Genomic DNA, 13432 nt, shown 5'->3' with positions numbered 1-13432 from the left:
GGTCTCAGCTCCAGTCGGGGTGTCCGGGCATGGCCGGGTTGTCCGTGCTGAACAGCCAGTCCTCCAGGAAGGGCCGCAGGGTGGGGTCGTGGGTGACGCGTACGGCGTTGTCGATGAAGTCCTGGGAGCCGGCGTTGCCGTGCCGGTTCTTGAGCAGCCAGGACTTCATGAGCGCGGCGAACTCCTCCTGGCCTACCCGCTGGTTGAGGGCGTAGAGGGTGACGGCGGCGCCGTCGTAGATGTTGAACCCGCCGAGCGCGGTGGGCAGTCCGGGTGGCCCGTCGGTCTTGCGGACGGCGTCGAGCCTGCCGTACGCCGTCCGCATCTTGGCCTCCATGGAGGCGGTGCCCTGCTGGTCGGCCCAGAGCGCCGCGTAGTAGACGGCCGGTCCTTCGTTCAGCCAGGCGTTCTGCCAGTCGATCGGGGTGACCGAGTCGCCGAACCACTGGTGGGTCAGTTCGTGGATCATGACGTTCGTGTACGTCGTCGAGGTGCCGGCGTTCTTGAACCAGCCCGGTCCGAACAGCGACAGGGTCTGGTTCTCCAGGGCGTCGCCGTAGCCGTCGCGGACGATCTGCATCCCGTACGTGTCGAAGGGGTAGCGGACGCCGAGGGTCTGCTCCAGCCAGGCGATCTGGTCGCCGGTCCGCTCGACGATCGGCCGGTACGTGTCAACCTGGTCGGCCGGGACGTAGTGCCGGAGCCGCACGCCGTGCGGTCCGTCTCCGGTGATGAGGGTCTGCCTCGCCACGGAGATGCCGAGGAGTTCGGAGGCCATGGGGGCGTCGAGGCGGAAGTCGTACGTGGTCCTCCCCTCGCCGGCGGGGCGGGTGCCCGTGGCCGTGCCGTTGGCGGCGGGCGTCCAGCCGTCGGGCGCGGTGAGGTGGAACGTCCAGCTCGCCTTGTCGCTCGGGGTGTCGTTGACGGGGGCGAACGTGTCGGCACGGGACGACTGCGCCGCGGAGACGAAGCCGCCGTCGCTCATGTAGCGCCAGCCGGGGGCGCCGATCGGCTTGGTCCTCCCGTTCCCGTGGTAGCGGACGGAGACGTCGAAGGGGCGGTGCTCGTGCAGGCCGCCGGCGGGGATCACGGTGAGTTCCTGGCCGCTCCTGCCGGGCGAGACGGTCCAGGTCGCGTCCTCGCCGTTCACCGTGACCGCGTCGACGGCGAGGGAGTCGATGTCGAGGTTGAAGGAGGAGAGGTCCTGGGTGGCCGTCGCGGAGATCGTCATGGTGCCGGTGAAGTCGTAGGTCACCGGGGTGAAGTCGAAGGACAGGTCGTAGTGCCGGACGTCGTAGCCGCCGTTGCCGAGGGTCGGGAACAGCGGGTCGCCGACGCCGTCGGAGCCGGGCTGCGGGTCGAATGGCTCGGCCTGGGCCGGCGCGGCGAGCGCGAGGACCGCCACGGCCGAGACGGTGGCGAGGGCGGCGCGGAGGGTTCGGGTCACTTGCCGGCTCCCTTCCGGGCGGCTTCCTTCTGGGCGGCTTCCTTCTGGGCGGCTTCCTCGAACTCGGCGCGGCACTTCTCCCCGCCCTTGGCGAGATAGTCCTTGACCAGGGCGTCGTAGTCCTTCATGGACTTGCGGCCGGAGATGATGTCCTTGAGGCCGTCCAGCTTCAGGGTCGCCATGCTGCCGCTTCCCCGGGAGTCCCAGGTCGGCGACGTGTAGTTCAGGAAGTCGGCCTGGACGAGCTTCGGAATCATCCTGGTGTACGCCTCGTGGACGTGGCGGACGGCGTTCTCGGAGGTCGTGGAGAACAGCGCGGGGACACCGGAGGCGAGCTTGCCCCAGGGGACGGCGACGTCCTGGCTGCCCTGCTCGGTGAGCACCGGGTTGCCCCGGGCGTCGCGCCGGTGGTCGGTGCCCTCGACCCCGTACGTGATGAGGGTGTACTCCTCGGTCCCGAAGGGGGCCGCGATGAAGTCGAGGAGCCTCAGGACCTGCTCGACCCGTTCCTTGGACGCCTTCTTGAGGTACGACTGGCTGAGGGTGGCGTTGTTCGTCCAGGAGACGGCCTTCGCGCCGACGGGGACGAACGGCCGGACGTCGTAGCTCTTGTCGATGGCCGCCATCGCGTCCACGTACCCGGTGGACGGCTGGAGGTAGGCGGGGATCCCGTCGAAGACGTAGGCGCCCCTGCCGTTCTTGAAGAGGTCCGTGTACTGCGCCTTCTGCGCTCCCGACATGGCGAGCGTGCCGGGGTAGTAACAGCCCGCCTCGTACAGCCTGGCGGCCATCTCGACCGCGGAACGGTACTCGTCGGTCTCGAGGTCGGCGGTGAACTTCCCGGTCTTCCCGTCCATCGCCCAGGCGTACGGCGCTCCCGCCGACATGGCGAGCATGGTGGTGGCCCCGGCGACGATGGCGTACTGCTGCTTCTTCGGCCGCGTCAGCTCCTTGCAGACCTCGAAGAAGCGCTCCAGGTCGGTGATCTGGTCCAGGCTGTCCACGCCCACCTGCCGGAAGAGGTCGTGCCGGTAGAAGCCGGCGCCGGCGGTTCCCCAGCGGGTGATGGGAACGCCGTACAGCTTGTCGCCGTACAGCCCCTGCTGCCAGGCGGTCGCCGGGATCGCCGCGAGGTTCGGGTACGCCTTGACCGCGTCCCCGCCCAGGAACGGCGTCAGGTCCGCGCATGTGGCGGCGAGGAAGGCCGCCTTCTGGTCGACGCCTCCGGTCTCGGGGTACATGAAGACGTCGGCGAGTTCGTCGCCGGCGACCATGGTGGAGAACTTCGCCGGGTAGTCGTCGGCCGCGACGGCGATGACGTCGACGGTGCCGCCGAGCCGCTTCTCGATGGCCTGCCAGGCGGCGTTCTTGTCGCGGGCGGCCCCCGGGGGCGCGAAGGTCTCGGTCATCGCCCGCACCGGCCGGGCGCCCTTGAGCGGGGTCCCCCGGACCGAACGGACGGGTGTCCTGGGGTAGGTGTAGAAGCCGTTGGGGACTCCGGCGGGCGTCCCCGGAAGGTCGGCGCGGACGCTGTTCGCCGGGACCGTGGCCGGAAGCGCGCTCCGGTTCTTCGCGGTGGACTTCCCCGCCGCCGCTCCGTCGCCACAGGCGGTGAGCAGCGGGGTGGCGGCGAGCCCGATGCCGAGGCCCAGGGTGGTGCGGAGCACGGTCCTGCGGTTGATGGGGGTGGAGCGCGACACGGTGAACTCCTCGGTGGGGAGGTGACATGAACGCGGGGGGTGGGGTGGTGCTTCCGCGTCCCTCGTCGGGTGGCGCGGACGACGACGGACGTCAGCCCTTGACGGCTCCGGTGAGGACGCCCTTGGTGAAGTAGCGCTGCAGGAAGGGGTAGACGCAGAGGATGGGTACGACGGCGATGACGAGGACCGCCATCTGCACGGACTGCTGCGGGGCGAGCGATTCGCCGGCGGAGGCGCCCTCCAGGGACTGGCCCTGCAGGACGAAGGTGCGCAGGACCATCGCCAGGGGCCAGTTCTGGCTGTCGTTGAGGTAGAGCATGGCGTTGAAGAAGGCGTTCCAGTACGTCACCGCGTAGAAGAGGCTGATGACGGCGAGGACCGCCTTGGACAGCGGCAGGACCACCTGGATCAGGATGCGGAGGTCGCCGGCGCCGTCGACCCTCGCGGCGTCGTACAGCTCCTCCGGCAGGTTCATGAAGAAGGAGCGCAGGACGACCAGGTTGAAGGCGCTGACCAGCGTCGGCATGACGAGCGACGCCAGGGTGTCGTAGAGGCCGAGTTCCTTGACCGTGAGGAACTTGGGGATGATCCCGGGGTCGAACAGCATGGTGAGGAGGGCCGTCATCAGGATGAAGCGGGAGCCGGTGACGTCGCGGCGGGACAGCCCGTACGCCATGCCGATCGTCACCAGGACGCTGCACGCCGTCCCCACCAGGGTCACGCCGATGCTGATGAGCAGCGCGTGGGTGACGACCCCGCCGCCGAGGACCGTGCGGTAGGCCTCGGTGGTCGGGTGGTCCGGCCAGAGCACGAGGCCGGGGCTCTTGATGATGTCGGTCTGCGAGGCGAAGCTCGTGCCGATGACGCCGAGCAGCGGGTAGGCGACGGCAGCGACGACGAGGGTGAGGACGATCCCCTTGCCCAACAGGCCGATGCTCGTGGGCTTCTCCATCCACGGCGGCCGGCCGCCGGAGTCCTTGACCCGTACGGGCCGGTGCGCCTCGGCCGTACGGAGCCGGGGGCCTCTGGTCGCCTGCCTCTGCCTCTGCTTCTCCTTCTCAGCGGTCAGCACCGCGGTACACCCCTTCGTGGCCGAGCCGGTGGGCGAACGTGTTCGCGCCGAGGACGAGCGCGGTGCCGATGACGGCCTTGACGAGTCCGACGGCGGCGGCCGTGCCCCATTCGCTGTTCTGGATGCCGTGGAAGAACACGTAGGTGTCGAGTACTTCACCGGCGTCGGGGCCCACCGCGTCCCGCTGGAGCAGGACCTGCTCGAAGCCCACGGACAGGATCTGGCCGAGGTTGAGGATCAGCAGCAGGACGATCACCGGGGAGAGCCCGGGGAGCGTGACGTGCCACAGGCGTCGCCAGCGTCCGGCGCCGTCGATGGCGGACGCCTCGTAGAGACCGCGGTCGATGTTGAGCAGGGCGGCGAGCATGATGATCGTGCCCCAGCCGGCGTCCTTCCAGGCCACCTGGAGCGCGAGCAGCCAGGGGAACGCGTCCGGGTCGGTCGTCATGTCGTAGCGCGGCAGCCCGAGTTGACCGAGGAGGTCGGGCAACACACCCGCGCCGCCGAGTATCTGCTGGAAGATCGAGACGATGATGACCCAGCCGATGAAGTGCGGGAGGTAGACGACGCTCTGCACGAAGCGTCGCACCCTGTCACTGACGATGCTGTGGAGCAGCAGCGCGAGGGCGATCGGCACGGGGAAGAAGAACACCAGCTGGACGAGGGCGATCTTCAGGGTGTTGCCCGTGGCGGACCAGAAGGCCCGGTCGGCGAAGGCGGAGGAGAAGTTCTCGACGCCCGCCCAGGCGCTGTGCAGGTAGCCCAGGTACGGCTGGTAGTCCTGGAAGGCGACGACGTAGCCGAGCAACGGCACGTAGTGGAAGACGACGAAGTACAGCAGCCCCGGCAGGGTGAGCAGCAGCATCACCTTGTCGCGCCGAAGCCGCTGCCACAGCGACAGACGGTGGACGGCCGGCGGCGGGGAGTGCGTGGAATCAGCCATGAGCGGTCCTGTTCGGCGGGGAGGCGCCCCGATCGGGCCAGGGGCATGGAGCGTTCATCTGTCGGCGGAAGGTAGTAAGCGCTTAACCCACTCGTCAAGAGGAGCGGCGCGAATCGACACCCTCCCCCGAGGAGATCCGCACCGAGTTCACCCAAGTAAGCCCGGTAATCCCGCCCTTCAGCTCACCCGGCCACCCTTGACGCCCCGTCGGATGCGTCCCTAACGTGCCCTTCCCCGGCAGTACACGTTTACTATCTGGAGCCAAGGTGGATATCAGCGACGAGGCGCCCCGGCAGATGCGTGCCGACTCCGACGCGACAGCGGCGGCCGCAACCCTCCACCGACCACGCACCGTCCTCGCCATGGACCCCTCGAACGTCGAGAGCGTCTTCCCGCCCGACGTGCACACACGGCTGCTGTCGACCGCGGACCTGCTGCGCCCCGGACCCGTCACGGACTTCTCGTCGGCGACGGGGCGGTCGGCCCTCGCCGAGGCGGAGGTCCTGCTCACCGGCTGGGGGTGCCCCCCGATCGACGCCGAGGTCCTCGGAGCCGCGCCACGGCTCCGCGCGGTGATCCACGCGGCCGGCACGGTGAAGACCTTCCTCAGCCCGGAGGTGCACGCCCGCGGCATCGCCGTCTCGTCGGCGGCCGCCGCCAACGCGGTCCCCGTCGCCGAATTCGCCTTCGCCGCGATCGTGTTCGGAGCCAAACGCGCCTTCCCGCTGGCCGGCTCCTTCCGAACGCGCCGCACCCACCGCACCCCCGCCGACCTGCGCACCCGCCCCTGGCTCGGCTCGCACGGACTGACCATCGGGATCATCGGCGCCTCGTACACCGGCCGCCGTCTGCTCCGCATGCTGCGCATGCTCGACGCCACGGTCCTGCTCCACGACCCCTACGTGAGCCGCGCCGAGGCCGAGCGCGAGGGCTGGACGCTGGTCGACCTGGACACCCTGGCAGCGACCAGCGACGTGGTGTCGATCCACGCGCCGCACACCCCCGACACGCACCACCTCCTGGACCGCCGCCTGCTGGGCCTGATGCGGCCCGGGACGGTCGTGGTCAACACCGCGCGCGGCGCGCTCGTCGACACGGAGGCGCTCACCGAGCAGCTGATCGCCGGACGCCTCGACGCCGTCCTCGACGTCACCTCCCCCGAACCCCTGCCCCCGGACCACCCCCTGTGGACCCTGCCGAACGCCTTCCTGACGCCACACCTCGCGGGCGCCCTGGGGAACGAGATCGGCCGGCTGGGCACACTGGCGGTGGACGAACTAGCGCGCCACGCACGGGGCGAGCCCTTCCTGCACCCGGTCCGCTACGAGGACCTGGCCCGCCGCGCGTGAACGCGCGCGTGCGCCCGGGGCACCGGGCTCGGGGAACACCGGCATAGCGGTTGCCGGCGAGAACGATCACGACTGGCCAGCACAGTGATCCACTTCGCCTCCGGGGTTCGGTGAAACGCCTCCGGGCTTGGTCCCACGAGGGCTCCGCCGAGATCGCCCTGCGGGCGGCGCTCGCGACCCGGTACGCCGCGGTGCGCCGTTTCCTCGCGTTGCTGGGTGAGTCGAAGGCGCTCGATGCAGCGAGCGCCGCCAAGCGGGTCCTGGCCGGGATCCGGAGTCTTCCGACGCCGGAGCGGCGGAACGGGGGTGAAGCCGCTGCTGCCGTGTGAGGTGGACGGCGAGTCGGTACCGCCGGCGTGGCGCAGGGCGGTGTACGCCAACCCCGATCTGCCGCAGGGTGCATTGTGTGCGTGCTGGAGCAGCTGCACCGCGCCCTGAACAACGCGACGTTTTCGCCTCTCCCTCGCACCGCTGGTCCGACCCGTGTGCCCGCCCGCCCTGGACGACCGGCCGTCCTGACGGGCCGCGTTGCCCGGCGTCGAGACGGGCACGTACGGCGTGGTGGAGGACCTGGCGCACAACCGCGTGAACCTGAACAAGCTGATCACGTACTGGCCGGACATGCTGAAGACCGCCGGTTCCCTGGTCACCAACCCGGTCCTTGCCTACGACCTGCTGCGCATGTTCGGACGCGAGGGGCGCCCGACTCCGCTGGGTGCGGCATTCGCGGAGTACGGGCGGATAGCCAAGACCGAGCACCTGCAGCGCCGGGTCGACATCACCCGGCTCTCCCCCGCTCAAGCACCACAGCCAGAACCTGCTCGGCCGCTACAGCTTCACGGCCGGGGTCGAGCTCAACGAGGACGACAAAGGCGCGGACTGAACGCCCACATCAGCTGATGCGGGCACATCAGGTGGCCGGGTGCTCGGAGATCGCAAGCGCCGGTCGGGGAGCTAATGTCAGGCTGCCTCGTATGTCTAGCCAAGCATTGATTGCGCGGCAGACTTGGCGGCCTGTTCGATCTTCGCGCGGTAGGCCGCACGGGCTTCCTCGTCGATCTGCTTCTCGTGTTCCGGGCGCAGCCCGGTCCGGCCGTCGAGGGTCTCGCGCAGGATGTCGGCGTGCCCGGCATGCCGGATGGACTCGCCGAGGACGTGGACCATGACGGCGAACAGGTTCGTGTCGGCATGAGGCTGCGGCCACCACGGCACGTGGCCGGAGGCGTCGAGGGGAAGCTCGGCGATCGTCGCGTCCGAGTGTTCCCACGTGCGCCGGTAGAACCCGACGATCTCATCGCGGGTCTCGTGCTCGCTCGCCCACAGATCGCTGCCGTCAAAGTCCTGCCACCGGGGCAGCGGTTCCGGGGAAGGGCGGTCGAAGACCTCGCCGAAGTACCTGGCCTCGACGTTGGCCAGGTGTTTGACCAGGCCGAGGAGGTTGGTCCCGGTCGGCGTCACAGGCCGGCGGGCGTCGTATTCGGACAAGCCGTCGAGTTTCCAGAGCAGCGTCTCGCGGTCCCGCCGCAGTCGCCCGTGCAGTGTGGCTTTCGCGAATTCATCGATCACACCGCATGAGCCTGCCATGGGCTGCTCGTGGCCTCAAGATCCCGCACGTGGTCCGCGACGACCGGCAGAGCCGAGGCCTGGCCATAGCCGCCGTTGTTCACGCTCACGGACGGCACTGCCGCGGGGCGGAGAGCGGGCGCCGTCGCCGGCCCCTGGCGGCCGCGAGGGCGTAAGGCTGAACAGGGCGGAGAGAAACGACACCCCCCGCACCAGGGTTCAACCCTGCGACCGAGGATCGAACCCTGCCCGCAGGCGACAGCCGCCGGATGGCCACCGTCCATATCTCCTCGGAGATGTTCCGCCTCGTACGCGGCACCGGACACATCCTCGATGTCCTCGACGCCCTCCACCGCGACCAGGTCGCCCTGCGCATCCACGACGGCGCGTTCTCCGCGATGGACCTCACCGCCCAACACCCGCGCAAATACCCGCCGCTGTCCGCCGTGAAGTTCATGGTGCAGAGTCTCGCCGCCGCCGGCGAGCTCCAGCGCGAGCTGACCTACGACGGACTGCGCGCCACCGAGGTCAAGGGCAGCGCGGGCGGACGCCGCCCCGCCGTCCCGGCCGACACGACTGCCGCCGTCCGCACCGCGTACCGGGAGGGCCGCTCCATCGCCGCCCTCGCCCGTGACCACGAGGTCAGCCGCGGGCCATCCGCACCGCCGTCGCCGACCTCCTGCCCGACCACACCGCCACCACAGAGGACGCCCCCACCCCGGAGCTGCCGGTCAACCCTCGACACGCCCGGCAAGAGCGCCGACTTCCCCCGCACCGCCGAACTGGAGCCCGCCGAGCGGGCCATGCTCGACCAAGGGGTGGGCGTACGGGGCGGCCCGAGGTAGGCCCTGCACGTCACCGCCGTCCCGGCCGTGCACCACCGGCTCCTCACCCTCCGCCAGCCGCTCGACGGCCGCCAGGGAGCCCCGGCGGTTCCGGCTCAGCGCAAGGCCCGCCGCGAGTACGAGAACCGCGTCACCAAGCTCGTACCGCCCTGACCCTGATCAATCTCACCGATCGATAGCCGCTGTACCGATGTCCCCCGGTGCCGGACCCTCCATTTCTTTATACTTTTCGAGTCCAGTGTTAAATTTGTAGACATGCCGAAGGTTCCCTCCTCCCAGCTCGTCCTCGATGCCGCCTACCGATGCTTCCGCCGCAGCGGATACCGCCGTACCACGATCTCCGACATCGTCGAAGAGGCAGGGCTGTCGCGTCCGACGGTCTACAAGTACGTCGGGAGCAAGGAGGAGGCGATAGTCAGGGTCGTCCAGTCCCTGCTGGAACAGGCCGGTGCGGCAGCACGGGCGGCGGCCGAGGCCGCGGGCACGCCGGAGGCGAAGGTCCTCGCGGTGCTCACGGTGAAGCTGGAGGTCGCCATCCGGCTCTGGCAGGAAAGCCCCGCACACGCACAAGAGCTACTGTCGGCCGCCACCGCCCAGGCACCCGACCTGGTCACCACCTACGTCGACGACCTGGCCGAACTCCTGGCATCGGCCCTGTCGGAGGTCGTCCCGGACAGCGCGCGGCAGGCCGCCGCCATCCTCCTCACCTTCACCCGGGGCCTGGAGGACGACCTGCGCGACGTCGACGCCGTGCGGCGCGAACTCCGGGCCGGTGTACGGATGATCACCCGCGGGGCTCTCTCCGACCCCGCATCCACCCCCGCCTGACATCCACGTCAGAACCTGCCGAAAGGCGCCCCCTCATGAACACCACCCCCACTCCCACGTACTACCGCGACCAGCAGGCATGGCGCGACCTCCAGCGGTTCCTGCCCGAGCGGTTGCGCCTGACCGATGCCACCGCGCCCGAGGAGGAGTTCTGGGAGTGGCGCGGCCACCGCGTCCACCTCGACCGCTACCGCAACCCCGACGCGAAGGCCAAGGTCGTCCTGCACCACGGCGTCGGCACCAACGGCCGGCAGATGTCCCTCATCCTCGGCGCCCCGCTCGCCGGACGGGGATTCGAGACGGTCGCCCTGGACAACCTCGGCTACGGCCTCACCCAGGTCAAGCCCGGGACCACTCCCTCCTACGACGACTGGGTCGACCTCGTCGTCGACTTCCTGGCCCACGAGCAGTCCCGCGACGACCGCCCCATCGTCCTGTACGGGCTGAGCGCGGGCGGCATGCTCACCTACCACGTCGCCGCCAAGGCACCCCGCGGCACCCTGCGCGGCATCGTCGGGATGACCTTCCTCGACCAGCGCGACCAGCAGGTCCGCGACGAGACCTCCCACGACAAGCTCACCGCCCGCGCCGGCGTCCCCCTCATGGGCCTCCTCGCGAAGACACCGGCCTCCTCCGCCAAGTACCCCATGAGCCTCGCGTCCAAGATGTCCGCGCTCGCCAACGACCCGGACGCCATGAAGGTCCTCATGAAGGACCGCACTTCGGCCGCCAACTGGGTCAGCGTCCGCTTCCTCGACAGCTACGCCACCTACACCCCCGCCGTCGAGCCCCCCGACTTCGACGCCTGCCCTGTGCTGCTCACCCAGCCCGCCGAGGACCGCTGGACTCCCCACCACCTCAGCGTGCCCGTCCTCTCCCGCATCACCAAGGTCCCCGTCGACACCGTCATGCTCGACAACGCCGGCCACTACCCCCTCGAAGACCCGGGCCTGCAGCAGATGGAGGACGCCATCGCGGACTTCGTCACCAAGAACACCGCCTGACCCCCGCCGGCCCGCGCCACCGGCCCACGCCTCCGGCCCGTTCAGCCGTCGCGTTCCACTCCGCCCTGCTGCCCCCCCCTCTAGACGCACGGGCAGACCCGGGGACTCGTCGACTTCTTCCGCGGCCGGACCGCGGCGCCGTTGGGCGAGGACGACCTCCTCCTGGCGCAGGAGATCGCGTCACGGGCCGCGGTGTCCCTCGACAACGCCCGCCGGTACACGCACGAACGGCTGGCCGCGCTCACGCTCCAGCGCAGCCTGCTGCCCCGGCACACGGTGGAGCAGTCGGCCGTCGAGACGGGTTCCCGCCACCTGCCCAGCGGCTCCCGCGCGGGCGAGGGCGGCGACTGGCACCACGTGATCCCGTTGTCCGGGGCCCGCGTGGCGCTCGTCGCGGGCGACGTCGTCGGCCGCGGTCTGCACGCCGCCGCGACCGTGGGCCGGCTACGCACGCACGGCCGTCCGCGCCTTCGCCGACATCGACCTGACGCCCGACGAACTGCCCACCCACCTCGACGCCGTGGTCATCCGGCTGCAGCGCGAGGAGGCACGGGACGACGGCGAGCTCAGCGCCACCTGCCTGTACGCGATCCACAACCCCGTGTCCCGCGTGTGCTCGCTCGCCGGCGCCGGAGACGTACTGCCGGCCGTGGGCACGTCTCCGACAGACGGCGACGCCCTCCTCGTCGCCCGCACCCGGGCGCTCGCCCCGGGGACACGTCGCCACGCTCGACGTGCCGTCCGATCCGGCGGCGGTCGCCGGGGCCCGCGCCTTCGCGTCCGAGCGGCTCACCGCCTGGGGCTCGACGAGCTGTCCTTCGCCACGGAGCTCATGGTCAGCGAACCGGTGACGAACGCGATCCGCGCCGGCAAGCCCTCCGTCCAGCTGCGGCTGATCCTCCAGACCACGCTCACCCACGAGGTCTGGAGGATCAGCCGCACCGTCCCGGACCTTCGACGAGGGCAGCCGCGGCCTGCTGCCCGTCGCCCAGCCGGCCGAGCGCTGGGGCACCGGACTCGGCGCGGCCGCGCGGGCAAGGTCATCTGGCCGAACAGGCCCCTCTCCCCTGAACCCCGGCCCCTCCCCCCTTAGCCCCGCGGCCCCCGCGCGTCCGATCCCGGATGCACGGAGACCTTGAAGGCACCTGACCAGTGACAAACCTCGAAGTCGATTCGAGTTCGAATCTCGCGCCCTCGGCAGGCCTTGACCACCGACGGCGACACGGATTCGCCGCGTGTGTACGGCGAGGCATCAGAACGGAGCGGGTCACGGCCCACTGTTTCCACGTTGTGGCGTTCAAGGTCGGAGGCGTCGCATGACCGCGCGACGGGTCGTCTTCATCGGCGCCGCCGGCGAGATGTGCAAGATCGCCATCGAGCGCTTCGCCAAGGCCGACGGGGACTGGCACCTCGTCCTCTGCGACATCCGGCCGGAGCTCGTGCACCCGCTGGCCAAGCGGCTGCCGGCCGGACGGACCACGGTCCGTCAGCTCGACCTCTACAACCCCACCGCGCTGCGCGAGGTCGTCGACGGCGCCGCGCTCGTCGTCCTCGGCGCGGGGCCCTACATCCGTACCTCCGAGCCGGTGATCACGGCCTGCCTGGAGGCCAAGGTCCCGTATCTCGACTTCGACGACGACGTCGAGAGCACCCAGCACGCGCTCTCCCTCGCGGACAAGGCCCAGGAGGCCGGCATCCCGATCTACGTCGGCTGCGGCGCCTCACCCGGCATGAGCAACGTACTGGCGGCCGACGCGGCGAGCGAGCTCGACACCGTCGAGAACATCGACCTCGGCTGGCTCGTCGGCGACGAACGGCCGAACGTGGGCCGGGCCGTGCTCCAGCACCTGATGCACATCGCCGCCGGCGACTGCCTCACCTGGCGCAACGGCGGGCCGGTCGTCCACGAGTCGTACGTCGAGACCCTCACCATGAACATGGGCGGCGGCATCGGCGACATCCTCCTGTACGAGACCGCGCACCCGGAGCCGGTCACCCTGCCCCGCAAGTACAGAGCAGGAACACATGCGGAACAGGGCTTACCGATCTCCCAAACGCCTCAATTTCGCCTCCACACACCTTGGGAACCATCCCCCACGTCTGCTAGCTTCCCCGTTCGATTCCGAACTGCCGTGACACAACGGCAGCTTCGAGAGAACAGGCATGTCTTCCGACATGGCTTCAGACATGGGAGGCCCCATGAACAGAAGCACCGCCGTGCCCCTCGGCGCGGCCTTACTCCTTCTCCTCGGCACGGTCGTGCCCGCCGCCGCGGGAACCCCCGGCGACGGCGCGGCCACCGACGGGGCGACGCTCTACCGCGACAACACGGTCGACGTCTCCTACCGCCAGGTCGCCCCCGGCGACGCGGCGTGGAGCCAGGTCCCGGCCGCCCTCCGCGGCAGAGCGACGGAGGGCTCGTACGTCGCCCGGCTCCAGCTCGAGAACGTCTCCGATCACCCCGTCTCCAAGTGGTCGCTGACCTTCGAGCTCTCTGACCGCATCACGGACACCTCCGCCACGAAGCTCGCCGCTCCCCAGGACGCGCGCACGACGCTCCAGGGCGTCGGCCCCACGAACACCCTCCAGCCGGGCAGGATCGAGACCGTCTGGTACCGCGCCGAGCCCGGCGCCAAGGCCGATACCCCGACCTGGGCGTCCTTCGCCAAGCACGGCATCTC

13 protein-coding genes and 1 pseudogene are annotated in these 13432 nt (G+C 70.2%); 9 read left to right on the top strand and 5 right to left on the bottom strand.

The genetic code is table 11. The features are described from left to right. Window positions 1-4: 4 nt before the first annotated feature. From AC07AW_RS34075 to AC07AW_RS34060, 4 genes are all read right to left on the bottom strand, one after another. Window positions 5-1447 carry a M1 family metallopeptidase gene (locus AC07AW_RS34075; RefSeq protein WP_478819341.1) on the bottom strand — a complete coding sequence of 481 codons (1443 nt, stop codon included), beginning with the start codon at window positions 1445-1447 and terminating at the stop codon, window positions 5-7. Then, window positions 1444-3147 carry a type 2 periplasmic-binding domain-containing protein gene (locus AC07AW_RS34070; RefSeq protein WP_478819340.1) on the bottom strand — a complete coding sequence of 568 codons (1704 nt, stop codon included), beginning with the start codon at window positions 3145-3147 and terminating at the stop codon, window positions 1444-1446. Before AC07AW_RS34070 ends, AC07AW_RS34075 begins: the two co-directional genes overlap by 4 nt. 91 nt (window positions 3148-3238) lie before the next feature. After that, window positions 3239-4099: a carbohydrate ABC transporter permease gene (locus tag AC07AW_RS34065; protein WP_478819362.1), complete on the bottom strand. Its 861-nt coding sequence runs from the start codon at window positions 4097-4099 to the stop codon at window positions 3239-3241. A gap of 106 nt (window positions 4100-4205) precedes the next feature. Then, on the bottom strand, window positions 4206-5162 hold the full coding sequence (locus AC07AW_RS34060; protein WP_478819339.1) for an ABC transporter permease: 957 nt from the start codon (window positions 5160-5162) through the stop codon (window positions 4206-4208). Window positions 5163-5428: 266 nt separating this feature from the next. Here AC07AW_RS34060 and AC07AW_RS34055 point away from each other — a divergent pair, with 266 nt between their 5' ends. From AC07AW_RS34055 to AC07AW_RS34045, 3 genes and pseudogenes are all read left to right on the top strand, one after another. Beyond that, window positions 5429-6511 carry a hydroxyacid dehydrogenase gene (locus tag AC07AW_RS34055; RefSeq protein ID WP_478819338.1) on the top strand — a complete coding sequence of 361 codons (1083 nt, stop codon included), beginning with the start codon at window positions 5429-5431 and terminating at the stop codon, window positions 6509-6511. A 137-nt stretch (window positions 6512-6648) separates the two neighbouring features. Beyond that, window positions 6649-7031 (top strand): annotated as a pseudogene (locus tag AC07AW_RS34050) (Tn3 family transposase); the annotation flags it as partial. Between the two features lie 8 nt (window positions 7032-7039). Continuing rightward, on the top strand, window positions 7040-7411 hold the full coding sequence (locus tag AC07AW_RS34045) for a Tn3 family transposase (RefSeq protein ID WP_478819337.1): 372 nt from the start codon (window positions 7040-7042) through the stop codon (window positions 7409-7411). Window positions 7412-7489: 78 nt separating this feature from the next. Here the strand turns inward: AC07AW_RS34045 and AC07AW_RS34040 are convergent, their stop codons facing one another. Beyond that, a complete protein-coding gene (locus tag AC07AW_RS34040) occupies window positions 7490-8077 on the bottom strand; it encodes a DinB family protein (protein WP_478819336.1) in 588 nt (195 codons plus the stop codon). Between the two features lie 266 nt (window positions 8078-8343). On the opposite strand from AC07AW_RS34040, the gene AC07AW_RS34035 reads away from it, so the two are divergent. The 6 genes from AC07AW_RS34035 to AC07AW_RS34010 all read left to right on the top strand — a co-directional run bounded on the left by AC07AW_RS34035 (window position 8344) and on the right by AC07AW_RS34010 (window position 13249). Beyond that, on the top strand, window positions 8344-8919 hold the full coding sequence (locus AC07AW_RS34035; RefSeq protein ID WP_478819335.1) for a hypothetical protein: 576 nt from the start codon (window positions 8344-8346) through the stop codon (window positions 8917-8919). Between the two features lie 27 nt (window positions 8920-8946). Then, entirely contained in the window at window positions 8947-9072 is a 126-nt protein-coding gene (locus AC07AW_RS34030) for a hypothetical protein (RefSeq protein ID WP_478819334.1), read from the top strand. A gap of 102 nt (window positions 9073-9174) precedes the next feature. Next, complete coding sequence (locus AC07AW_RS34025) at window positions 9175-9747, top strand: TetR/AcrR family transcriptional regulator (protein ID WP_478819333.1); 573 nt, start codon at window positions 9175-9177, stop codon at window positions 9745-9747. Between the two features lie 35 nt (window positions 9748-9782). Continuing rightward, window positions 9783-10751: an alpha/beta hydrolase gene (locus tag AC07AW_RS34020; protein WP_478819332.1), complete on the top strand. Its 969-nt coding sequence runs from the start codon at window positions 9783-9785 to the stop codon at window positions 10749-10751. A 478-nt stretch (window positions 10752-11229) separates the two neighbouring features. Beyond that, window positions 11230-11844 carry a hypothetical protein gene (locus AC07AW_RS34015; RefSeq protein ID WP_478819361.1) on the top strand — a complete coding sequence of 205 codons (615 nt, stop codon included), beginning with the start codon at window positions 11230-11232 and terminating at the stop codon, window positions 11842-11844. Window positions 11845-12067: 223 nt separating this feature from the next. Next, window positions 12068-13249, top strand: coding sequence for a saccharopine dehydrogenase family protein (locus tag AC07AW_RS34010; protein ID WP_478819331.1), 1182 nt, complete (start codon window positions 12068-12070; stop codon window positions 13247-13249). Window positions 13250-13432 lie beyond the last annotated feature (183 nt).

The sequence above is a fragment of the Streptomyces sp. NPDC044003 genome (assembly GCF_056435185.1).
Note: the sequence above shows the minus strand (reverse complement) of the source record. Positions and strands in the feature narration are given on the sequence as shown.